Here is a 22821-nt window from a genome sequence, read left to right as displayed (position 1 = left end):
GAGCGCGATCGTGCCGGCTCGGGAAATGAGCAGCCCCCACCGGGTGGTCCGGGTTGTTAGTTAGTGCATTGTTGTCTCCGCCGCCATTGCCGGGCGTAGGTGGAGCGAAGCGGAACCGGAGGCCGGCAATGGCGGTGTCACCGCTTCCGGGGCCGGTGGACGGTAGCCCAGGCTGCTGTGTGGCCGGACGGTGTTGTAGTGACTGCGCCACGCCTCGATCAGCACCCTGGCCTCCGCGAGGCTGTAGAAGATCTCGCCATTGAGCAGCTCGTCGCGAAGCGACCCGTTGAAGCTCTCGTTATAGCCGTTCTCCCATGGTGAGCCTGGCGAGTCTCATCTATGCCACCGCTGCCAAGGGCTTCCGTACCGGCGGAGCCAATCCTAATATCTCCACCGCCGTCTGCGCGACCGAGTTGGCCGCGATCGGCTTCCAGGCGGCCCCCACATCCTACAGGTCGGATAGCGTCTGGAGCTATGAAGCCGGCGTCAAGCAGAAGGTGTTTGGCAACCGCCTGCGCATTTCGGGCAGCGCTTTCTACATCGACTGGTCGAATATCCAGCAGCGGGTTTCGCTCGCTTGTGGCTTCTCTTTCACCTCGAACCTCGGATCGGCCGTCAGTAAGGGAGGCGATCTCCAGTTGGAGTTCTCGCCCCTTGAGGGCCTCAGCCTTTCGGCAAGTGCGGCCTACACCCACGCCACCAATCGCGAGACGGTGCTGGGCGGCGTGACGAACGCCGCTACCGGGGCGCGATCGACCATCGTCAGCAGGGGCGACCGTCTCCCTACCCCGCCATGGACCGTGACGCTTGGCGCTAATTACAAATTCGCTCTGGCGTCGAAGGACTTCTATGCTCGCATCGACTATAATTATGCCAGCAGCTACCAGTTCCTGCCTCGGTCGCCGGCGGTAAGCTACGATGCGGCATTGTACCGGGCCGATCAGAGCAATTATGTGAACATGCGACTTGGTAGCCGCTTCGGCGGAATCGACCTGTCCTTGTTCGTCAACAATCTGCTCAATTCGACGGATGTCGTGCGTCGAACGCACGTCAATAGAAACGCGGTAATGGTCCGCGAGCTTACCTTGCGGCCGAGGACCTTCGGCCTGACCGGTAGCTACAGTTTCTGATCCCCAACCAAAGCGAGGACGGACCATGAAGACCATCCGGGGTGCAGCCGTGTTCGCGGCCCTGACTTCCCTTGTCGGGACGGCGACGGCGGCCGCCGACGAGGCGCCGGTGGGCAGTTACCGCTTGGGGTCGGTCCACGCTTATCACACGCTGCCACTTGCCCAACGGCCCTTCGTGTTTCGCAACATGGACGAACTTACGCCCTACCCGGTGCGAGCGGTTCGCCATGGTGGATCGTCAAGCCCGCTGCCCGATGGGCCGCCGCTCGATACCAAGGCGCTGATCGACGGGAAACGGCTTGATATCGATGGCTTCATGGAAGCCAATCAGGCCGCGGCAATGATAGTGCTGGTCCATGGACGGATCGTCGCGGAACGCTACCGCATGGGCAATATGCCGGGATCGCGCTGGGTCATGTTCTCGGTGTCGAAGTCGATCACCTCGACGTTGCTGGGTGCTGCCCTGCGCGACGGTGCGATCCGCAGTCTCGACGACCCGGTGACCCGCTATCTGCCCGAACTCGCCGGCCCGGCGTGGGACGGAGTGACGATTCGCCAGACCCTGAGGATGAGTTCGGGGATCGATCTGCACGATGCCTATGAAACGAACGAGCCTCAGGGACTGGGGCTGGCCTATACCGATCCCGACAAGCCCGCTCCGCTGCAGTACTTGGCCGGATTGCCCCGTGCGGCAGCGCCGGGGACCCATTTCAGCTACAGCGGCGCCAACACCTATGTGCTTGGCCGAATCATATCCAAGGCCACGGGGCGTTCGCTGAGCGCATATCTATCCGAAAAGATCTGGGTTCCGATGGGCATGGAAGACGATGCCTATTGGCGTCTGGACCGTGACGGCTATGAGGTCGCGCAGGGCGGTCTCAGCGCTACCTTGCGCGACATGGCCCGGTTCGGGCTGCTGGCGCTTCACGGCGGGCGGATCGGCAGCCAGCATGTCGTGCCGCCCACCTGGTTCCACGACGCGACCGATCCGGCGGGTCCGGACTTCATCCGTCCCGGCGCCATCAAGGACTTTGACGGGATGGGGTACGGCTATCAATGGTGGACGATGCCTCGTGGAACCGGCAGCCACCAGATCGGCGACGACGGTGCCTTCGCGGCACTCGGTATCTACGGGCAGCAGATTTACGTTCTTCCGAAACAGGACATGGTGGTCGTTATTCAAAGTGCCACCCCCGTACCCGTGCCGTTTCATCAAATGCGTAATGGAAGAACAATGGTCGGCGAACTTGCGAATGCTTTGTCGCGGCGGTGATGGGGGTCTGAACCCAGTCACCGCCTTGAGGGGCCATGACGCCGACCAACTGCGCCGCTCGCTCCGGGACGCTGGAGCCGTTCCCGTCATGCCGGGACGACGCAACCGAAAACGCGCAATCCGCAACGACGAGGAGCGATATCGTGGCAGGCACCTTATCGAAAACGCCTTCTGGCCGAAGAAGAGAGAGCTAGCTGAAGATGACGCTTGTCGCCATCCGCGCCCTTCAGGATGCGCACGGAATGCCGTCTGCTTGGCGTGCGTCCCGGCCGGTCGGCAAACCGTCATGTGTCGGGGTAGACGCGAGGCGCGTCGTCAGTTTGAGCGGATGCCTAAACCGAGATAACGAGCGTGATGTCGCCCAATTGATCGGGTTCTGCGCTGCCCCCAAAGGCGGCTGCGCCGTTTCCAGATCACCCCAGCCGTAGCCAGCGGGTGAAGGGCCCACCCATGTCGCTCCAAGAGCGACATGGGTCACCCGGCCGAGCGCAGCCGGGCGATCGTGCGCGCCCGGCCGATCAGCGGCAGCAGCGCCGCCATGTCGGGGCCATGGTCACGGCCGGTCAGCGCGCGGCGGAGCGGCAAAAACAGCGCCTTGCCCTTGCGGCCGGTCGATGCCTTGAGCGCGTTCGTCAGGCCGTGCCAGGGGTCGGCGGACCAGTCGAGCGCTTCGGCCGCCAAGGCCGCCTGGGCGAGGTAATCGGCCTCGTCCGTCAGCGCTGCGGGGGCGATCGGCCCCTCGATCACCTGCCACCAGTCGGCGGCATCCGCGACCCGCTCCAAATTGGGGCGGACCGCGTCCCAGGCGGCGTCGTCCATGCCGGCGGGGAGGCGATCCACCACCGCGTCGAACGGCAGCTGGTGGATGATCCGTGCGCTGACCTGCGCCAGCTCCGCCTCGTCGAACCGCGCCGGGGCACGGCCGAACCGTGCGAAGTCGAATCCGTCCAGCAGCGGCGCCATGTCGGCGATCGGCTCGACCGGATCGCTGGTGCCGATCCGGGCGAGAAGCGCGCGCACCGCCTGCGGCTCGATGCCGATATCCCGGAAGTGATCGACGCCGAGAGAACCCAGGCGCTTGGACAATTTACCCTCGGCACCGGTCAGAAGCGCGGCATGGGCGAAACGGGGCGGGGTCGCGCCCATCGCCTGGAACATCTGCAATTGCAGCGCGGTGTTGGAGACATGGTCCTCGCCGCGCACGACATGGCTGATGCCCATGTCGATATCGTCGATCGCGGACGGGAGCATGTAGAGCCAGGAACCATCGGCCCGACGCACCACCGGGTCGCTCATCGTCGCCGGATCGAAGCTCTGCGCCCCGCGCACCAGATCGTCCCAGGCCAGAGGGGCGTCATGGTCGAGGCGGAACCGCCAGTGCGGGCGCACGCCCTCCGCCTCCAGCGCGGCGCGCTGGGCATCGGTCAGGCGCAGCGCGGCGCGGTCATAGACCGGCGGCAGCCCGCGACCGAGCAGCACCTTGCGCTTCAGGTCGAGTTCCTGGGCGCTCTCATAGGCCGGATAGAGGCGGCCGGCCGCGACCAGATCGTCGAACCGTGCCTGGTAGAGCGCGAATCGCTCCGACTGGCGGACCTCCGCATCGGGCTCCAGCCCCAGCCAGGCGAGATCGGCGCGAATCGCCTCGACGAACCGCTCCTCCGACCGTTCGGAATCGGTATCGTCGATGCGCAGCAGGAACCGCCCGCCCGTCTTCCGCGCCCACAGCCAATTATGCAGCGCGGTGCGGATGTTACCGACATGGAGCCGGCCGGTGGGCGAGGGGGCGAAGCGGGTCGTGGTCATCGTACCCGTCCCTCTAGGGTGCCGATGCCCCTTCCGCTACCCGCCCATGCCGCTTAAGGGCACGCCCTAAGGCGCGGGGAGTCATCACCATGAAACTGATTACCGGTAATTCCAACCTGCCGCTCGCGCGTGCGATCGGCGACTATCTCGAACTGCCGCTGACCGACGCGCTGGTCCGCCGCTTCGCCGACGAGGAGATCTTCGTCGAGATCCAAGAGAATGTGCGCGGCGAGGATGTGTTCGTCATCCAGTCGACCGGCTTCCCCGCCAACGACAATCTGATGGAGCTGCTGATCATCATCGACGCGCTGAAGCGTGCGTCGGCGCGGCGCATCACGGCGGTGATCCCCTATATGGGCTATGCGCGACAGGACCGGAAGCCGGGGCCGCGTACGCCGATCTCGGCCAAGCTGGTCGCCAACCTGATCACCGTTGCGGGCGCGGACCGCGTCCTTTCCGTCGATCTCCATGCCGGGCAGATCCAGGGCTTCTTCGATATCCCGACCGACAATCTCTATGCCGCGCCGGTCATGTCGGCGGATATCCTGGCGCGGTTCGAGGGCAAGAATCTGATGGTCGTCTCGCCCGACGTGGGCGGCGTGGTCCGCGCGCGCCAGCTCGCCAAGCGGCTCGACAATGCCCCGCTCGCCATCGTCGACAAGCGGCGCGAGCGCGCCGGCGAGTCCGAGGTCATGAACATCATCGGCGATGTCGAGGGCCGGTTCTGCGTGCTGATCGACGATATCGTCGATTCGGCGGGCACGCTGTGCAACGCGGCGGCCGCCCTGCGCGCGGCGGGGGCGGAGGATGTCGTCGCCTATGTCACGCATGGCGTGCTGTCGGGCGGTGCGGTGGCGCGAGTCGCGGGCTCGGCCCTGCGCGAGCTGGTGATCACCGACTCGATCGGCAATCACGAGTCGATCAGCTCCACCGACAAGATCCGCCACCTGCCGATCGCGCCGTTGCTAGGCGAGGCGATCAAGCGCATCGCCGATGAGACCAGCGTGTCGAGCCTGTTCGACTGAGAGGTTCGCGCGAAGAAGGCTCTGCTTGCCCCCCGCGCGGAGGCGGGGGGCAGGTGGAAAGCGAGGCTTAACGAAGCGCATCACTTCATCGCACATGCCTTCCCAACTGGGCCCCGGCCTTCGCCGGGGAACAGGTCGGGCGTGGATTACGCTTCGGTGCTCCGCGTCTTGGCGTCGTCATGCGAACCCCCGGCGTCCCTCCGTGGCCCCCGCACGCCGGCCCGCTGACGGCGCTTCAGCTCCGCCTTCAGTCCCGCCGGATCGGGCGCGACGAGGAAGCCGAAGCTGACATTGCCCTCCCGCGTCTCGACCACATGGTGCAGGCGATGCGCCTGGACGATCCGCTTCATATAGCGGGACCTGGGCAGATAGCGGGTCGGAATGCGCTGGTGCACGATCACGTCGTGGAAGCCGAAATAGATCGCGCCATAGGCGGCGACGCCCGCCCCCATCCAGACCAGCCCCGGCCACCAGCCCAGCTGCATCGCGCCGAAGATCATCACGAACGACGGCACCGCGAAGATCACGGCATAGAGGTCGTTCCATTCCCAATGCCCGGCGCGGGCGCGGTGATGGCTGGCGTGCAGGAACCAGCCGGGTCCATGCATCACCCAGCGATGCATCGCATAGGCGAAACCCTCCATGCCGATCACGGTCAGGAGGAAGAGGGCGATGCCGATCGGCCAGCTCATGCGAATTCCATATATATTGCGATGCGTTTGCAACAAGACTTGGGCGACGATGTGCGGACGGGGTAGATTTGCCCGCCCGCATGTGCGAAGGGCCGCCTGTCCTACCCGTAGCATAGCATAAGGCGAGGCGGCCCATGAACATTCACGAATATCAGGCGAAGGAATTGCTGGCGAAGTTCGGCGTTCCCGTCCCCGCGGGTTACGCCGCGCTCAGCGTCGACGAAGCGGTCGAGGCGGCGGGCAAGCTCCCCGGGCCGCTCTATGTCGTCAAGGCGCAGATCCATGCGGGCGGCCGCGGCAAGGGCAAGTTCAAGGAACTGGCTCCCGAGGCGAAGGGCGGCGTCCGCCTGGCCAAGACGGCCGAGGAGGTGCGCGCCCACGCCACCGAGATGCTCGGCAACACGCTGGTGACGATCCAGACCGGCGACGCCGGCAAGCAGGTCAACCGCCTGTACGTCACCGATGGCGTCGACATCGCCAAGGAATTCTACCTGGCGCTGCTCGTCAACCGCGCGACCGGCCGTGTCTCCATGGTTGCATCGACCGAAGGTGGCATGGACATCGAGACCGTGGCGCATGACACGCCCGAGAAGATCCACTCGATCGATATCGACACCGCGACTGGCTTCATGCCGCATCACGGCCGCGCCGTCGCCGCCGCGCTGGAACTGACCGGCGACCTCGCCAAGCAGGCCGCCAATGTCGCGTCGAAGCTCTATGCCGCGTTCCTCGGCACCGATGCCGAGCAGATCGAGATCAACCCGCTCGCCGTCACCGAGGACGGCAAGCTGATGGTGCTCGACGCCAAGGTCGGCTTCGACGGCAATGCCATGTTCCGTCACAAGGACCTGATGGAACTGCGCGACACCACCGAAGAGGACGCGATGGAGCTGGAGGCGTCGAAGTACGACCTGGCCTACATCAAGCTCGACGGCGACATCGGCTGCATGGTCAACGGTGCCGGCCTGGCCATGGCGACGATGGACATCATCAAGCTGAACGGCATGTTCCCCGCCAACTTCCTCGACGTCGGTGGCGGCGCGAACAAGGAGAAGGTCACCGCCGCGTTCAAGATCATCCTGAGCGATCCGGCGGTGAAGGGCATCCTGGTCAACATCTTCGGCGGCATCATGCGCTGCGACATCATTGCCGAGGGCATCGTTGCGGCCGCCAAGGAAGTGAACCTCTCGGTGCCGCTGGTCGTCCGTTTGGAGGGCACCAACGTGCAGGCCGGCAAGGACATCCTGGCCAATTCGGGCCTGGCGATCGTCCCCGCCAACGACCTGGGCGACGCCGCCCAGAAGATCGTGGCCGAGGTGAAGAAGGTCGCCTGATTCGGCGGGCTTCGGCCATGCGGAAAGGGGCCCGGGCGGAAACGTCCGGGCCCTTTTTCGTTGAGGGAGCGAGGATGGAGGCATTTGCCGCTACGGCAACGGCGCTTCGCCATACCGGACTTGCGAAAACCACGCGAAACCGCCACATCATGGGCAATGTCGCCCTGTAAAATTAGTGAGAGGGAAGCTCGATGAAGGTCTTGGTGCCGGTCAAGCGGGTGCTTGACTATAATGTGAAGCCGCGCGTGAAGGCGGACGGCACGGGCGTCGATCTCGCCAACGTCAAGATGAGCATGAACCCGTTCGACGAGATCGCCGTGGAAGAGGCGATCCGCCTGAAGGATCGCGCCGGCGTGACCGAGATCGTGGTCGTGTCGATCGGCGAGCCCAAGGCGCAGGAGACGATCCGCACCGCGCTGGCGATGGGCGCCGATCGCGGCATCCTGGTCACCGCCGAGACGCGCGTCGAGCCGCTGGGCGTCGCCAAGATCCTGGCGAAGATCGTCGAGGAGGAGCAGCCGCAGCTCGTCATCCTGGGCAAGCAGGCGATCGACGACGACAACAACCAGACCGGCCAGATGCTGGCCGGCCTGCTCGGCTGGGCGCAGGGCACCTTCGCCTCCAAGATCGAGATCGCGGGCGATACCGCGACCGTCACGCGCGAGGTCGATGGCGGGCTGGAGACGGATGCGCTCAAGCTGCCGGCGATCGTCACCACCGACCTTCGCCTCAACGAGCCGCGCTACGCCTCGCTGCCCAACATCATGAAGGCCAAGTCCAAGCCCTTGGCGCAGAAGACGGCGGCCGATTACGGCGTCGACGTGACCCCGCGCATCACGACGCTGAAGGTCGCCGAGCCGAACAAGCGCTCGGCCGGCGTGAAGGTCGCCGATGTCGACGAACTGGTGATGAAGCTCAAGGCGATGGGAGTGGCGAAGTGAAGACGCTGGTCTGGGTCGAGCATGACGGTTCGGCCGTCAAGGATGCCACGCTCGCCGCGGTGACCGCCGCGTCGAAGCTGGGCGAGGTGCATCTGCTGGTCGCCGGGCAGGGCGTCGACGGCGTCGCGCAGGCGGCGGCGAAGATCGCCGGCGTCGGCAAGGTCCATGTCGCCGATGACGCCGCCTATGCCCATGCGCTGGCGGAGAATGTCGCGCCGCTGGTGGTGGACCTGATGGGCCATCACGACGCCTTCATCGCTGCCGCGACCACCACCGGCAAGAACATCGCGCCGCGCGTCGCCGCGCTGCTCGACGTGATGCAGGTGTCGGAAGTGTTGTCGGTCGAGGGGCCGGACACGTTCACGCGGCCGATCTATGCCGGCAACGCGATCGCCACCGTCCAGTCGGCGGATGCGAAGAAGGTGCTGACGATCCGCGGCACCGCCTTCGACAAGGCGGCGGCCGAGGGTGGTTCGGGCGTGGTCGAGCCGGTCGCCTCCAAGGGCGAGCAGGGCCTGTCCAGCTATGTGGGGTCTGAGATCGCGGCCAATGCCCGGCCGGAACTGACCAGCGCCAAGATCATCGTCTCGGGCGGCCGCGCGCTGGGTTCGGAAGAGCAGTTCCACGCGCTGATCGATCCGCTGGCGGACAAGCTGGGCGCCGGCGTCGGCGCCAGCCGCGCGGCGGTCGATGCGGGCTATGCGCCCAACGACTATCAGGTCGGCCAGACCGGCAAGATCGTCGCCCCCGAAGTCTATGTCGCGGTCGGCATCTCGGGCGCAATCCAGCATCTGGCGGGCATGAAGGATTCCAAGACGATCATCGCGATCAACAAGGATGACGATGCGCCGATCTTCCAGGTCGCGGACCTGGGCCTGGTCGGCGACCTGTTCAAGGTCGTGCCGGAGCTGACCGAGAAGCTGTAAGCGACAAGGGGCCAGCCGGCGTCCGACGCGGGCTGGCCCTTTCCGCTGTATTATGGTGCCGGTTACTGGAAGCGGTTCAGCTTCCGGGCATAGCGCTGGAGTCGCAAGGGCACCCAGTCGTTAATGAGATGGTTCAGCGCCACCTGACGGTCCTTCTTGTCCGTCGTACCGGGACGGCTGCGGAAATTGGTGGTGCGCTGCGGCACTGCGTCCAGTCCCTCGGTGAAGGCCGTATAGTAATAGGTGGCGATCGAGCGGCGATCCCGATCGGGCGGACAGGCCAGGGGATTGGGCTGGCCATGATAGCTGTCCAGCGTCGTGCTGAAGACCACGGCCCGGCCCAGCACCGGGGCCACGCTGACCTCACATTTGGTCATCTTCGTGTCCCATAGCTCCAACTCGCCGCCGAACTCGGGGCCCCAGTCGTCATTCAAATAGACCAGCAGGTTGAGGCGACGTTCCAGCTTCAGCTCGCGATGGATGTTGAAATCGGCATGGACGCCCAGATGCCCGCCGGACCGGGTAAGGTGCAGGCCCCCCCCGGAAAAATGAGGATCGGGAATAAGCCCGGTAATGCCGGTCATCTTCTCCAGGAAGGAGATGAAGGCCAGGCTGTTGAGTTCGGCAAGTAGGTTCAGCGTGTCGGGATGGCTGATTGCATCGGGACCGAACTGGAACTTGAACCGCTCCTGGCTCCGGTCGAAATAGGTGCGGCCGTTGGTGGCGGGATAATGGTCCGCGACATTGCGGAGCATATCCTTGTCGAGAAAATCGTCGATCACGATGTGCGGATAGGGCGCGGCGGACTGATAGGCTGCTGCATAGCGGTTGCCGACATCATCGCATTGTTGATGGTCGAATCGGCGATAACCGGTCCCCGAAAAGCTGAGTTCAGTCATTGCCACCCTGTTACTTAGATTAGTCCCCCTTTAACTGTATCAATGGCACCGGTTGCCGACAACGGCGCGCACGAAAAAAACCGTTTTGAGGCGGAACTTTTTCGAAAAACGGCAATCGTGCTAGTTTTCGGCGTCACGAGCCTGCCAGCGCGAACACCACGCAGGCCTCGTCCTGCAGCGACCGGACCGGCGGTTGCAACGTCACCCGGGTTGACACCTGCCCGGCACCGGGGGCCGGCGGCGGGGGTGGTGCAGGTGGCGGCGGCGGCGGCGGCGCGCCGTCCCGCAGCTCCTGCGCCTCGACCATGGTCGGCCGCGTCGCATCGCCATAGCTCGGCCAGCCGGCGAGCACGTCGGTGCGGCAGACGCGCGCGGTGGGATCGATGATCTTCACCTGGCCCAGTCGCGTGCCGCTGGCCTCGGCCGCCGTGCGGGCGCGGCGGGTGGCATCGCGGATCGCTTCGTTCGCCAGCGCCGAGCGGGTCTTGTTGTCCGGCTCCAGCGTGAAGAACACCGTGCCGACCGAGGTCGGCTGCGCCGCCAGCACGCTGTTATAGGTGGGTTCGAGCACGGCGATATCGCGCACCTCGATCTCGATGGCGGCCGTCACCTCATAACGGTCGATCCGGTCGGCGCGTTCGTTATCGACCATATTGCCCGCCTTGTCGCGATACTGGTCGTAGAGCGGCCGGGTGTCGACCGTGGTGGTCAACCGCACCCGGTCCGCGCCGGCGGCTCGCAGCGCCGCGTCGAGGCTGGCGACCTTGCGCATCGCGGCGGCGGCGGCACTGGCCGAATCGCGCTCGACCGCGCTGAACCGGGCCGTGAAGCGCGCCCGGTTGGCGGGCAGGTCGACCCGCACCGCCCCCAGCGAGGCGATCACCGGCTCGCGCATCCACCAGGGCGCGGGGATGTAGCGCGATCCGATCTCGGCGGGGGGCGGCTGGACCTGCGCCAGGGCCGGGGCCCCGAGGCCGGACAGCGAGCCGATCGCCATCATCGCCGCCGCTTCGATTCGCCACATTGCCATGTCCCTCCTGATGATCCGGCGAGACTAGGCAGGGGCTTGGCCGCCGCCTAGCGATTTCATGGCTGCCGCGCGGCAACCCCATGGCCTATGATCGCGTTGACTTATGATAACAGGAGGACCCGATGATCCGTTCGCTCGTGCCCGCCGCCGCCCTGCTGATGCTGAGCGCCTGCGGATCACCGCAGCAGAATGCCCCCGTGGCGACGAACACCATCGCCGCGCCCGAGGACGACTATGTCGCCAAGGTCCGCGCCCTGCCGAAACGCCAGCAGCAGGGCGTCTTCCTGCGCGCGATCCGCGATGACGGCCGCGACTGCCAGGACGTGACCGCGGCGCAGGAAGTCGGCACCATCGACAGTGCCCCGACCTGGGCGGTGACCTGCGACAAGCAAACGCGCTGGCTGGTCGCGATCAAGGCCGACGGCATCGCCACCGTCATCGCCCCCTCCGAATTGCCGCCCACCCAGCCCAAGGGCTGAGCCGGGGTCAGTCGAGGCGTTCCAGCGCGTTGATCCCGCGATGGATCAGCGCCTCCGCCTCGCGCCGGGGCAGGCCGGCGGGGACCGCCTCGCCATAGCGGAGCGTGATGACGCCCGGCCGCTTCAGCCCCTTGCGCGGCCAGCATAGTCCACTGTCGGTGGCGATCGGCACGCAGGGCAGGTCGAGCGCGCCGTAGAGGCCGGCGAAACCGGGTTTCAGCGGCGGCGTCTCGCCCGGCGCGACGCGGGTGCCCTCCGGGAAGATCAGCACCGACCGACCGTCCGCCTTGGCGTGGCGCGCAGCCTTGATCATCTGGCGCAGCGCCCCGGCCGAGGCCTCGCGGTCCACGGGGATCGCGCCATAGCGCAGCGCGGCCCAGCCCCAGACCGGGATGTTCGCCAGCTCGCGTTTCAGCACCATCGCCGCGCCGTCCAGCCGCATCTGCAACTCCAGCGTCTCCCACATCGCCTGGTGCTTGGCGGCGTAGAGCACGGGGCTGGTCGGCCGCACGCCCTCCACGGCCACGCGGATGCCGAGTATCCAGCGGACCATGTGATGGTGGAACCGCGTCCAGGCGGTGGCGTGGCGGATCATCGCGCGCTGCCCGAACAGCGCCGACACCGGCGCCAGCCCGACGATCACGAACGAGCCGATGCCGAAGAACAGGGTGAAGAGGAGATTGCGCAACAGGATCACAGGCCGATCCATAAGGCGATGCGGCGCAGGAGCAATTTGTTATATTCGTTGACCAGCGTGGCGAGGCGCGGCGTTCCCGGCACCCCGTCGCCCAGCACCACGACATTGCGGCCGAGCGCCGCGGCCAGCTCCATCTTGGCGCGCGGCAGATGCCAGTCGGAGGTGACCAGCCGGATGCTGCGATAGCCATGCCGCCGCACCCAGCCGGACGTTTCCTCGGCATTGGAGCGGGTGTCGACCGCCTCCGCGCCCAGATCGACGCAACAGGCGAACAGCGCCGCCGATCCCGGATAGGTGCGCGCCAGGTCGACGGCGCGGACGCCGGGGGCGACGCCGGTGATCAGCATCCGCCGCGCTTCGTGCCGGCGCATCAGATCGAGCCCGCGATCGATCCGCCCCGCGCCGCCGGTCGGCACGACGATGGCGTCGGTGGTGTTGCCCTCCAGCGGCTTGGGGAGGAGCAGCATGAACGCCGCGAAACCCAGGCACCAGCCGATCGTGGCGAAGGCGAACAGCCGCGCGATCACAGCGTCCGCCGCAACGCCCGGGTGACGGTCCAACGCGCCGCCAGCGTCGCCACCCCCATGAACAGGAAGGGTAAAGCGGCGAGCAGCGCCCAGTCGAGCGGCGCCAGCAGGATGCCGCCGAGCAGTTCGGACCCAAGCCGCGACAATTGCCCGCCGACCAGCGCGGCCATGCCCATGGCGGCGGCGGTGCCGGCCAGTCCGCCCAGCGCCGCGTCGCGCACGATCCGCCGCTGGAACAGCCGGGCGACCTGGATATCGGTGGAACCGAGCATGTGCATCACCTCGATCGTCGCGCGATGCGCCTCCAGCCCGGCGCGCGCGGTCAGCACCACGACGATCGCGGTGGCGAGCGCGAGCAGCGCGACCAGCGCCGCCGCCAGCCAGGTCAGCGTCCGCATCAGCCCGCTGACCGGCGACATCCAGCTCTGGTGCCGGTCGACGCGCGCCAGCGGGCTGGCGGCGCGAACCCGGTCGGCGACGCGCGCCACGCTGGCGTCGGTCGAGTCGCGCAGGTCGACATCGATCATCGCCGGCACCGGCAATTCGCCATCGTCCGCCGCCTCGCCCAGCCAGGGGCGGAGCAGCTGGACCAGATCGGCACGGGGCACCGGCACGGCGCGCGTCACCTCCGGCATCCGCCACAATCGCGCCAGCACCATGGTGGCGGCGGCATCGCTGGCCCGCGCATCGCCGCCGACCAACTGCACGGTCAGCCGCCCGGCCAATTGCCGGTCGAGCAGCCGCCCGGCGCTGGCGGTGCCGAGACCCAGGGCCGCGGCCAGCACGGTCAGGAACAGCATGATCGCCATCACCCAGACCATGGCGCGCAGGCCGCGCGCCTCGTCCAGCACCCGCGCGGTCCGATTCTCGCTCATGCCGCCGCCGTCGGGAAGCGCAGCACCCCGGTCGGGTCGTGCAGCCGGCCGCGATCCAGCCGCATCATCTGCGCCTGGGGCAGGCGGGTGAGCAGGTGCAGGTCGTGGGTGGCGACGACGACCGTGGTGCCCAGCTTGCCGAGCGAGCCGAACAGATGGATCAGCCGGTCGGCCATTTCGGGATCGACATTACCGGTCGGCTCGTCGGCGACGAGCAGTTCGGGCCGGGCGATCACCGCGCGCGCGATGGCGACGCGCTGTTGCTCGCCGCCCGACAGCGTCGCCGGCCGCGCCTCCGCCCGGTCGGCGAGACCGACCCAGGCGAGCATCTCGCGCACCGCCTCGTTGATCTCGGGCACCGGCATCCCGGCGACGTGCAGCGGCAGCGCGATATTGTCCCAGGCGGAGAGATGCGGGACCAGCCGGAAATCCTGGAACACCACGCCGATGCGGCGGCGGAAGCCCGGCAGCCGGTCGCGCGGCAGCACCACCGCATCCTCGCCGAACAAGCGGATGATCCCCCGGCTGGGCCGCTGCGCCAGATACATGAGTCGCAGCAGCGAGGTCTTGCCCGCGCCGCTGGCCCCGGTCAGGAAATAGAATGCGCCGGACTGCAGCGAGAAGCTGACGTCGCTCAGCGTTTCCGCGCCCGAGCCGTAGCGCAAGCCGACATTTTCGAACTGCACGATCGTCGCCATGGGTGGAAAGGGCCATTACATGCCCGTGGCGAGGCTTCAAGCCGGTGGCTGCGCTGCTTGAACGCTTGCCACGCGCGGCACGGGCATGGCACATCGGCCGGATCGTGCCACGGGGGGTGGCCCATCGGCGAAGCGTGCATCCATAATGATCCTCGAATGTCCCGAATGCCGCACCCGTTACCTGGTGCCCGACAGTGCGATCGGGGCGGAGGGGCGGACCGTCCGCTGCGCCAATTGCCGGCACAGCTGGTTCCAGGAACTGCCGCCGCCCGATGCGCCGCCATCGCCGCTGGTGCCCGACCTGGTCGCGGCCACGGCACCGGGGGCGGGCGAATCGGAGCCGCAGGGCTATGCGCCCACGCCGGCGATCGCACCGGGCAGCGAGACCTGGACCGCGCCGGCCCCGGCGCGTCCCTTCGCGCCGCCGCCGCCGATCGTGCCGCCGCCCGGCGGCTATGACGCGCATGTCCAGCGCCCGCAGGCCCGCCGCCCGCGCCGCAACCCGGCGCGCCGCTGGACGATCCTGGCGGTGCTGGCCGGCCTGTTGATGCTCATCGGCGCGGGGGCGATCCTGTGGTCGGGCGCACCGGGCCTCGCCAGCCGCATCGGCCTCGCCTTCGGGACGGACCAGACGCCGCTGCGCTTCGTGCGCGGGCCGGTCGAGCGGCGCGAGCTGGAGAACGGCTCCGAACTGTTCGCGGTCAGCGGGCAGGTCATCAACCCGACCGGCGGCGAACAGCGCGTGCCCGACATCCTGGTCGAGCTGAAGGACGCGCCCGGCACCAAGGGGCGCACCGTCTATAGCTGGACGATCACGCCGCAGCGGCGGATGCTGGCCCCGGGCGCCAGCCTGGATTTCAACTCCGCCAAGCTCGACGTGCCGGCCAATTCGCGCCAGCTCGACCTGAGCTTCGTCGGCGACGGCAGCTAGGCCCCAAGAAAAACGCATCGGGGGGAGTTGCGGGGGTGCGGATGCCTTGCTAAAGGCACCCGCCTACCGAATGCCGGGTTGCCCGGTGTTCTGACATGTGCGGTCATGGCGGAATTGGTAGACGCGCAACGTTGAGGTCGTTGTGGCCGAAAGGCCGTGGAAGTTCGAGTCTTCTTGACCGCACCATCGCCCCGCATGACGGGGACGCCGGCCCAGCCGGATCAGCATATCGATATACGCATTTCGACAGCGCGCCGGATGGCGCGTGCCGAGTTCCGGCAGGTCGTCATGCTATGAAACGGCTGGTCCCGTTGCGGCGGATGCGACGACCCGGATCGCTCCGCCATGAGCGCGGAAGCTATCTGCGCGGAGGGGGGCAGACGCTATCGCATCAGCCCCGCCGCCCGCAGCGCCTGTTCGATCGTCGCCTGGACACCGCTCGCGACCGGCACCGGATCGACATCCCGTGCGCTGGGCCGGGGGGCGGCCCGCTCCACCTGCGCGCTGGCGGCGGGGATCAATCCCCAGTCCCGCGCCAGCCGCGCCGTGCTCGCGACACCGACATCGATCATGTGCGGGCCGGCCGCGCCCAGTCCGTCCGGTCCATGCGGGTCGATCGGCACGCCATGGCCCAGGCCGGTGATCGTCCATTCCTCGACCAGTGGTGCGCCATCCGGCCCGGTCCAGGTCCGGTGCGACCAGTTGCGATCGGCCTCCACCGTGGCGGGGGCGGGCGGCAGGTCATAGGCGGCCAGCCATTGCCGGGTCAGCGCGTCGCGATTGGCGAGCACCACGGTCGAATCGCTCGTGCCGTGCCAGATCGCCACGCGTGGCCGCCGCACCGGGCGGGGGGCGGCCGCGCGCACCGCGGCCCCGGCCGCGGCGTCGCCGGGTAGGCCATGGCCGCGCATCCGGTCCAGCGCCTGCGGCACGGTGGCGGCGGTGGCATGGGGCAGGCCGGCGAAGATCGCGCCGGCCGCGAACAGGTCCGGCCAGGCGGCGAGCATCGTGGCGGTCATCGCCCCGCCGGCGGACAGGCCGGTGACATGGACGCGGGTCGGGTCCAGCCCGTGCCGCAGGATCATCGCCTGGATCATCTGCGCGATCGATTCCGCCTCGCCGCCATGCCGGGCGATGTCGGACGGCACGAACCAGTTGAAGCAGAGATTGGCATTGTTCTCGCGCCGCTGCTCGGGGAACAGCAGGGCGAACCCGGCCGCGTCCGCCAGCGTCGACCAGCCCGTGCCCCGGTCATAGACGCTGGCCGACTGGGTGCAGCCATGCAGGCACACGACCAGGGGAGCGCCCGGCGGCAAATCGGCCGGCACATGGCAGCGCGCCCGCAACGCGCCCGGATTGCTGCCGAAATCCGTCATGTCGGTCAGGTGGTCGCTGCCGGTGTCGCCGGGCATGGTCATGCCGGATTGTTGCGCCAGGCGCGAAAGCGTATCGGATAGGTTGCGCATGACAGTCTCCTCGACCGGCCAGCCAGGGTGCATCGCATCGGCCCGCCCAATCAAAGGATATGGGGTTTATGCTGCGCTGCACAATAGCCGCGGCACGATGTCATGGTCATGCTCATCGACACGGGGCCACCTGGCGGGGGGTGCCGGACCTTCATATCCTGTCGTGATGATCGGACCGGAGGGCAACAGATCGCAGGATGTCGGCGGCGGGCGGACGCACCGCTCTTCCAAGCGTCACCCAAGCTGGTAAGGGTCGTGATCGATCGCCCGCCCCCGTTTCCGGAGTATCCCTTGGCCCAGAGCCCGATTGCCGACCCTGCCGCCGAGGATGCGGTGCGGGCGCAGTTCCTGCAGCAGATGCGGTTGGTGCCGGGGGCCGTGGCGATCGTCGCGACCGCTTTGGGCACGCGGCGGACCGGGCTGGTCGCGACCGCCTGGAACTCGCTCTGCGCCGATCCGCCGATGCTGCTCGCCTGCATCAATCGCCGCTCCAGCGCGCATCCGATCGTCGCCGATGCGCGGGCGTTCAGCATCAACCTGCTCGCCGCAGATCATGCGGAGACCGTCGCGATCTTCTCGGCCCGGCGGGGGCTGGACGGCGCGGACCGCTTCCTGCCCGGCGCGTGGACGGACGGGCCGGGCGGGCAGCCGCTGCTCAACGACGCGGTCGCCGCGTTCGAATGCGAACTCGACGACCTGCATGATTATGGCACGCACAGCATCCTGATCGGCCGAGTCGGGGCGATGCGATCGCGCGCCGATGCCCCGGCCATGCTCTATCTGGACGGCGGCTTCGCCTCCGCCGTGCTGGCCCCGCGCGATTGACCGTTCCGCGCTGAAATCTTCGCAACTGCGGCAAGAATTGGATCGGAAGACGGCTCCCCCCTCATCGGCTCTCTATTGCGCCAGCGAAGATGAGGGGGCGTCATCCATCTTCGTCAAGATTTCGTCAGACTCCGCTTGCCAGTCGGACAATTTGCGCGCAGCATCCCCATTCCAACAGAACCAATGGTTCGGGGGAGAGGATTGCCCATGATCTATGTCGAGATCCTGATCGGATGTCTGGCCGCCGCGACGGTGCTGACCCCGGTGGTGATGGCCGTGACGATGAAGAAGGCGGACAAGGCGGGGACCCGCCCGATCCCCTGATCCCCAGTCAGCGCTGCGCGAGGGTGCGCGCGAACAGGGCGAACATCCAGCCGGTCGCCTGCGCGAACAGCGCCGGGTCGTAACGTGGCCCTTCGTCGCGCAGGAAGGCGTGGGCGGCGTTCACCTCATGCCATTCATAGCGGGCCTCGACCGCCTCCAGCCGCGCGCGAATCGCCTCGCGGCCGGGGAAGGGCACATGCGGGTCCTGTCGCCCCCAGACGAACAGCGTCTCACCGCTCAGATCGCCTAGCCGGGCCAGGCTGTCGTCCTGCTTGCCCGCGCCGAGCGTGCCGGAATGCACATCGGTGGGATAGAAGAGCGCCGCCGCCCCGACGCGGGGGTCGAAGGCGGCCCGCAGCGCCAGATGCCCGCCCAGGCAAACGCCGACGCTGCCCAGCCGCCCGGTGCAGGCCGGATGCCGGGCCAGCAGGTCGAGCACCAGCGTCGCGTCCGCGTCGAACCCGGCGACGGGCTTGGTGATCTTCAGCGCATTGCCGCGATCCGTGCCCGGCTGGTCATAGGCGAGCACAGTGCCCGGCGCTTCATATTCATGATAGACCTCGGGCACCGCGACGACGAAGCCATGGCCGGCGATATAGGCGGCCAGCCGTCGGATCGGGGCGGTCACCTGGTAGATTTCGGAGAACAGGACCAGCCCCGGAAACCGACCGGGCAGGGCAGGGCGGAACAGATGCGTCCGCATCACCCCGCCGTCGCCGGTGGGGATATCCTCATATTCGTCGCTGCGCAGGATCATGGCCGTGGTCCTTGGGTTCGGGGAAGCGGGGCCGGCCCCTACAGCACGCCCGGATAGGCGCCACCATCGATCAGGATCGACTGTCCGGTGATATAGCCCGCCTGATCCGAGCAGAGGAACGCGCAGGTCGCGCCGAACTCGTCCGGCTCCCCCAGCCGCCCGGCCGGGATGGCGCGGCGGCGGCGCTCCAGCGCCTCCTCGGGCGAGATGCCGGCGGCATCGGCGGCGGCACGGTTGAGCGTGTCGATCCGCCGCGTCGCGAAGGCGCCGGGCAGCAGGAAGTTCATCGTCACGCCCGATCCCGCCACCTGCCGCGCCACGCCCGCCAGGAAGCCGGTCAGCCCGATCCGCGCGCCGCTCGAGAGGTCGAGCCCGGCGAGCGGCTGCTTCACCGAGGCGGAGGTGATGCAGAGGATACGTCCCCAGCCGCGCGCGGCCATCCCGTCGACGGTGCGGCGGACCATGTCGATCGGCACGACCATATTGGCCTCCACCCCGGCATGGATCGCCGCGCCGTCGAGCTGGCGGAAGTCGCGCGCGGGCGGCCCGCCATTGTTGTTGACCAGGATGTCGACCGTTCCGCCCGCCGCCTCGACCAGCGCGGCGCGGACATCGGCATCGCCCAGGTCACCGGGCACGAAGGTGACCGTCGCGCCGGTGTCGGCGCGGATCGCGGCGGCGGTCGCCGCGCCGTCATCGGCATCGCGGCCATTCACCACCAGCGTGCAGCCCGCCCGGGCGAGCGCCGTCGCGCAGGCACGGCCCAGGCCGTGGCTGGAGGCGCAGACGATGGCGGTGCGGCCGGCAATTCCCAGATCCATGATCGCTCCTTGACTAAGCTCCGCCTGCCTTGGCCCAATCCGACACTGGCGACCAGCCATGGCATGACATCGCGACCTGTCTGTCCGCACGGCAATGTAGCGCTACCGGATGCCATGTCCCAATTTGAGGCAAAATCAGGAAGATGAACGGCAAAATATTTTTGTCATATTAATTGTCTTACTCGCCTCTGCGATGTGGTGAAAATATGCGCATGGTTTCAGCCAGATAGTATATTTATTTACCACGATATATTTTCGTATCAAAAGATACGGAATGCTAAGTTGCTGATTCTGAGCAATATCAGATGAATGTCCCAATGCCGTCACCCGCCAAAAAGGGTGACGACAAGATGTCGTTGTTTCTACTGAATTTCCATCGACTGACGCCGGCATGATCGGTGTTTTTCGCCGGCCGGATCGCGGCGGCCCGGATGCTTGACATGCATTAAGGAAGCTGACTTATTTCGGTCAGAAAGCAAAACGGGAAATTTAGGGGCATCCTTCATGCCGAGGGGTGGCAGGCATAAGACAAGCGCCTGATACCATCACCTGGGGGCAGGGGATGGTGCATGTTGACGCCCGGTTTATCGCCAGGGTGGAAAGTGGAATACTGGATGTATCGGAAACCGATCCATCCCAAGCACAATAGAATTTGGTTGAACGGAGCGATTTCGTCGCTCCGATCGGACGGGTGCGCGCAAAAACTGTGCGCTGGACCGGTTGAACGTCGAAACCAAGAAGATCCATAAAGGGAAGTGCATTGATGACGACGCAGACGACATCCTCCGCAGATATCGATCCCCCAATTGGTGTGACCTATGACGGCAAGACGGGCAAATCCGTCGCGCTGAACATGAACCTCTATTCACCGGGTTTTTCGAGCGCAGAAGCCGGTTCGCAATGGCATCATCGCTATCTGGGCGACCTGGCCAGCATCTGGCAGGACTATACCGGCCGGGGTGTCAGCGTTGCCGTCTACGACACCGGTGTCCAGAGCGAGCATTGGGATCTGGCGCCCAATTACGATGCGTCGAAGGAACTGATCGACGACAATGGTAAGCGCATCAGCGGGGAGCCGGTGTTTGTCTCCGACGATCGGGCCGATGGCGCGCATGGCACGGCGTGCGCCGGCCTGATCGGGGCGGCGCATAATGGTCGCGGCGGCGTCGGCGTCGCCTATGACGTCAAGCTGACCGGCGTGAACATTTTCGACGACAAGTCGCCGGCCTTCAACATTCCCTGGGCGATCCAGAAGGGTGGCCAGTTCGACGTCATCAGCAACAGCTGGGGCTTCGGCACGGTGACCGCCGGCACCGGCACGTCGCGCGACGTGGAGGGCAGCTATTTCTGGGCCATGGCGAAGGCGGTCGAGCATATCGCCGACACCGGTCGGCACGGTCTCGGCACGGTGTTCGTCAAGGCGGCCGGCAATGATGGCCGCAACGGGATCGCGGATTCCGTCAATGGCGACCGCCATGTCGTGACCGTCGGCGCGTACCGACAGGTGGACGGCGTCGCTTCGTCGTACAGCAACAATGGTCCCTATCTGTTGGTGTCCGCGCCTTCGAACGACTATTCGGTCTATGGCGGCACCGGTCTCTTCACGAGCGATCTGCTGGGCTGGCGGGGTTACAACTTCAGCGGCAATCCCAGCATGGCCGCCGACTATACCGACAGCTTCGGTGGCACCTCGGGCGCGACGCCGATCGTGGCCGGCGTCGTGTCGTTGATGCTGGACGCCAATGCAGGGCTGGGCTGGCGCGACGTACGCAACATCCTGGCCGCCTCGGCCAAGATGCCGATCGCCTATGATACCGGACCGGTGTTCATAACGCTCGCCAACAAGGGTCAATCGCAAACAACGTCGATGAACGAGCGTCAGTTCGAACTCGCCGGTCATGCCGCCAACTGGAACGGCGGCGCGATGCATTACAGCGGCGATTACGGCTATGGCGCGGTCGATGCCTATAGCGCGGTACGGATGGCCGAAGTCTGGTCGCTCTTCGGTCCGGCCAAGGTTTCCGGCAACGAAGTGCATGCGGCCGTCTCCGCCGAAGTCGGCCTGACGACGACCGGCACGAATGCGCCGGTCGAGATCGACTGGTACGACAAGCAGCACGACTTCATCAACAAGCCCGTCAGCTTCCAATTCAACGTAACGGACGCCATCGACCTGGAACATGTCGATTTGTCGGTTGCCTTCACCAATGTCACGAACTGGGACGGGGTCGATTACAAGGTCGATCTGAGCGGCGTGCAGATCAAGTTGATCGCGCCCGATGGTACGACATCGTTCACGTCGCTGGGGGAAGTCGGGTATCTGCTGAGTAACGCCGAAAATCATTTCCAGTTCGGCTTCGCGAATTACCACGGCGTCGAAAGCAAGGGCACGTGGACGCTGGAGTTCTCCGCTTTCAATGAGAACGTGTACGGGTTCAAGGTTCTCAATTCGCTGACGATCCACAGCCTGAAGATGGACATGTACGGGTCGGCGCCATCGAATGACGACGTCTACACCTACACCAACGAATTTTTCAAAATGGCGGCGATCGACGGTGAGGGCGCGCGCCGGACGCTGGTCGACACCAATGGCGGCACCGACTGGATCAACGCGGCGGCGGTGTCGAAGGATGTGGTGGTGTCGCTGGTCGGTGGCCAGACCACGACGTTCGGCGGCAAGGCGGCCTTCACCATCGATCGCACCAGCGTGATCGAGAATGTCGTGACCGGCGACGGCAACGACATATTGATCGGCAATCGCGGCGACAACATCCTGGTCGGCATGCGTGGCAACGACGTGCTGAACGGCGGCATGGGCAACGACATCCTGTCGGGCGGCACGGGCAGCAACCGCTTCGTGTTCGATGCGCGCAGCGGCCATGACACGATCGTCGACTGGGCCAAGAGCGACATCATCCAGACGGTCAAGGCGCTGAAGGGCGTCGGGTCGGACGGCATGCTGACCGTGGGCGCGAACGCGACCCTGCTGCTCGACAGCACCGCCAACGGCAACACCGTGCTGCTGTCCGACAAATCCGGCGCGAAGCTCCAGGCGATGGGCCACAAGGACGGCTATTACTGGTACGCCTATGTCGCCGATGCGGCCGCGACCGCGGGCAAGGTCGTGCAGGAATTCGCCAGCAGCCCCGCCGCCGCCGCCGCCAGCATGGTCGACCACATCGCCGCCTCCGCCAGCGGCACGATGGACGACGGTGCCGCGACCTTCGGCGCCCATGACGCGGTGCTGACGGCGCATCCGACCGATACCGGCTTCTTCCTCTACGACGCGATGGCCGGGTCGATGAACGGCGGCGTCCAGCTCTTCGCCTGAGCCAGCGGGCGGTCCGTACCGGGGGTACGGGCCGCCC

The 22821-nt window shown here is 66.7% G+C and carries 21 protein-coding genes, 1 tRNA gene and 1 pseudogene; 11 read left to right on the top strand and 12 right to left on the bottom strand.

Annotation, left to right across the window (positions count from 1 at the left end):
- Nucleotides 1-60: 60 nt before the first annotated feature.
- Nucleotides 61-330, bottom strand: a pseudogene (locus tag QE452_RS15140) (transposase); the annotation flags it as partial.
- On the opposite strand from QE452_RS15140, the gene QE452_RS15135 reads away from it, so the two are divergent.
- Nucleotides 315-1130, top strand: coding sequence for a TonB-dependent receptor (locus QE452_RS15135; protein WP_309659434.1), 816 nt, complete (start codon nt 315-317; stop codon nt 1128-1130). The pseudogene QE452_RS15140 and the gene QE452_RS15135 overlap by 16 nt on opposite strands.
- A 25-nt stretch (nt 1131-1155) precedes the next feature.
- Nucleotides 1156-2403: a serine hydrolase domain-containing protein gene (locus QE452_RS15130; protein ID WP_309659435.1), complete on the top strand. Its 1248-nt coding sequence runs from the start codon at nt 1156-1158 to the stop codon at nt 2401-2403.
- A 474-nt stretch (nt 2404-2877) separates the two neighbouring features.
- Here the strand turns inward: QE452_RS15130 and gltX are convergent, their stop codons facing one another.
- The gene (gene gltX / locus QE452_RS15125) at nt 2878-4206 is read right to left on the bottom strand and encodes a glutamate--tRNA ligase (RefSeq protein ID WP_309659436.1); all 1329 of its coding nucleotides are present in this window, start codon (nt 4204-4206) and stop codon (nt 2878-2880) included.
- 89 nt (nt 4207-4295) lie between these two features.
- Between gltX and QE452_RS15120 the strand changes: the two genes are divergently transcribed.
- Nucleotides 4296-5231: a ribose-phosphate pyrophosphokinase gene (locus tag QE452_RS15120; protein WP_309659437.1), complete on the top strand. Its 936-nt coding sequence runs from the start codon at nt 4296-4298 to the stop codon at nt 5229-5231.
- Nucleotides 5232-5377: 146 nt separating this feature from the next.
- On the opposite strand, the gene QE452_RS15115 is transcribed toward QE452_RS15120, so the two are convergent.
- On the bottom strand, nt 5378-5923 hold the full coding sequence (locus QE452_RS15115; protein WP_309659438.1) for a sterol desaturase family protein: 546 nt from the start codon (nt 5921-5923) through the stop codon (nt 5378-5380).
- 134 nt (nt 5924-6057) lie between these two features.
- On the opposite strand from QE452_RS15115, the gene sucC reads away from it, so the two are divergent.
- The 3 genes from sucC to QE452_RS15100 all read left to right on the top strand — a co-directional run bounded on the left by sucC (nt 6058) and on the right by QE452_RS15100 (nt 9124).
- On the top strand, nt 6058-7257 hold the full coding sequence (gene sucC, locus QE452_RS15110) for an ADP-forming succinate--CoA ligase subunit beta (RefSeq protein WP_125996724.1): 1200 nt from the start codon (nt 6058-6060) through the stop codon (nt 7255-7257).
- Between the two features lie 191 nt (nt 7258-7448).
- Nucleotides 7449-8198 (top strand): electron transfer flavoprotein subunit beta/FixA family protein, encoded by a 750-nt coding sequence (locus QE452_RS15105; RefSeq protein ID WP_125996725.1) that lies wholly within the window; start codon nt 7449-7451, stop codon nt 8196-8198.
- Nucleotides 8195-9124, top strand: a complete 930-nt coding sequence (locus QE452_RS15100; protein WP_309659439.1) for an FAD-binding protein — start codon at nt 8195-8197, stop codon at nt 9122-9124. Before QE452_RS15105 ends, QE452_RS15100 begins: the two co-directional genes overlap by 4 nt.
- Nucleotides 9125-9186: 62 nt before the next feature.
- Here the strand turns inward: QE452_RS15100 and QE452_RS15095 are convergent, their stop codons facing one another.
- Both QE452_RS15095 and QE452_RS15090 read right to left on the bottom strand, forming a co-directional pair.
- Nucleotides 9187-10023: a 2OG-Fe(II) oxygenase gene (locus QE452_RS15095; protein ID WP_309659440.1), complete on the bottom strand. Its 837-nt coding sequence runs from the start codon at nt 10021-10023 to the stop codon at nt 9187-9189.
- 133 nt (nt 10024-10156) lie between these two features.
- Nucleotides 10157-11047, bottom strand: coding sequence for an SIMPL domain-containing protein (locus QE452_RS15090; protein WP_309730335.1), 891 nt, complete (start codon nt 11045-11047; stop codon nt 10157-10159).
- A gap of 128 nt (nt 11048-11175) precedes the next feature.
- Between QE452_RS15090 and QE452_RS15085 the strand changes: the two genes are divergently transcribed.
- A complete protein-coding gene (locus tag QE452_RS15085) occupies nt 11176-11532 on the top strand; it encodes a hypothetical protein (protein WP_309659442.1) in 357 nt (118 codons plus the stop codon).
- Between the two features lie 7 nt (nt 11533-11539).
- Here QE452_RS15085 and QE452_RS15080 read toward each other — a convergent pair whose 3' ends face one another.
- Genes QE452_RS15080 through ftsE form a run of 4 tightly spaced genes read right to left on the bottom strand, consistent with a single transcriptional unit; the run spans nt 11540 to nt 14329 of the window.
- The gene (locus tag QE452_RS15080; protein ID WP_309659443.1) at nt 11540-12229 is read right to left on the bottom strand and encodes a lysophospholipid acyltransferase family protein; all 690 of its coding nucleotides are present in this window, start codon (nt 12227-12229) and stop codon (nt 11540-11542) included.
- Nucleotides 12226-12756: a YdcF family protein gene (locus QE452_RS15075; protein ID WP_309659444.1), complete on the bottom strand. Its 531-nt coding sequence runs from the start codon at nt 12754-12756 to the stop codon at nt 12226-12228. The genes QE452_RS15080 and QE452_RS15075 overlap by 4 nt, the downstream gene beginning before the upstream one ends.
- Nucleotides 12753-13631 (bottom strand): FtsX-like permease family protein, encoded by an 879-nt coding sequence (locus tag QE452_RS15070; protein WP_309659445.1) that lies wholly within the window; start codon nt 13629-13631, stop codon nt 12753-12755. The genes QE452_RS15075 and QE452_RS15070 overlap by 4 nt, the downstream gene beginning before the upstream one ends.
- The gene (ftsE, locus tag QE452_RS15065; protein ID WP_309659446.1) at nt 13628-14329 is read right to left on the bottom strand and encodes a cell division ATP-binding protein FtsE; all 702 of its coding nucleotides are present in this window, start codon (nt 14327-14329) and stop codon (nt 13628-13630) included. Before ftsE ends, QE452_RS15070 begins: the two co-directional genes overlap by 4 nt.
- 145 nt (nt 14330-14474) lie before the next feature.
- Between ftsE and QE452_RS15060 the strand changes: the two genes are divergently transcribed.
- Both QE452_RS15060 and QE452_RS15055 read left to right on the top strand, forming a co-directional pair.
- Complete coding sequence (locus QE452_RS15060; RefSeq protein WP_309659447.1) at nt 14475-15260, top strand: zinc-ribbon domain-containing protein; 786 nt, start codon at nt 14475-14477, stop codon at nt 15258-15260.
- Between the two features lie 99 nt (nt 15261-15359).
- A tRNA-Leu gene (locus QE452_RS15055) sits at nt 15360-15446 on the top strand.
- Between the two features lie 197 nt (nt 15447-15643).
- Here QE452_RS15055 and QE452_RS15050 read toward each other — a convergent pair.
- Nucleotides 15644-16726: a PHB depolymerase family esterase gene (locus QE452_RS15050; protein ID WP_309659448.1), complete on the bottom strand. Its 1083-nt coding sequence runs from the start codon at nt 16724-16726 to the stop codon at nt 15644-15646.
- Nucleotides 16727-17017: 291 nt separating this feature from the next.
- Here QE452_RS15050 and QE452_RS15045 point away from each other — a divergent pair, with 291 nt between their 5' ends.
- Nucleotides 17018-17551 carry a flavin reductase family protein gene (locus QE452_RS15045; RefSeq protein ID WP_309659449.1) on the top strand — a complete coding sequence of 178 codons (534 nt, stop codon included), beginning with the start codon at nt 17018-17020 and terminating at the stop codon, nt 17549-17551.
- 331 nt (nt 17552-17882) lie between these two features.
- Here the strand turns inward: QE452_RS15045 and QE452_RS15040 are convergent, their stop codons facing one another.
- Together QE452_RS15040 and QE452_RS15035 are read right to left on the bottom strand one after the other, a co-directional pair.
- Nucleotides 17883-18632 (bottom strand): dienelactone hydrolase family protein, encoded by a 750-nt coding sequence (locus tag QE452_RS15040; protein WP_309659450.1) that lies wholly within the window; start codon nt 18630-18632, stop codon nt 17883-17885.
- A gap of 38 nt (nt 18633-18670) precedes the next feature.
- Nucleotides 18671-19453: an SDR family oxidoreductase gene (locus QE452_RS15035; RefSeq protein ID WP_309659451.1), complete on the bottom strand. Its 783-nt coding sequence runs from the start codon at nt 19451-19453 to the stop codon at nt 18671-18673.
- A gap of 763 nt (nt 19454-20216) precedes the next feature.
- Between QE452_RS15035 and QE452_RS15030 the strand changes: the two genes are divergently transcribed.
- Nucleotides 20217-22784 (top strand): S8 family serine peptidase, encoded by a 2568-nt coding sequence (locus tag QE452_RS15030; protein WP_309659452.1) that lies wholly within the window; start codon nt 20217-20219, stop codon nt 22782-22784.
- Nucleotides 22785-22821: the final 37 nt, after the last annotated feature.

This window comes from Sphingomonas sp. SORGH_AS_0438, assembly GCF_031453475.1.
Taxonomy (GTDB): Bacteria; Pseudomonadota; Alphaproteobacteria; order Sphingomonadales; family Sphingomonadaceae; genus Sphingomonas.
Note: the sequence above shows the minus strand (reverse complement) of the source record. Positions and strands in the feature narration are given on the sequence as shown.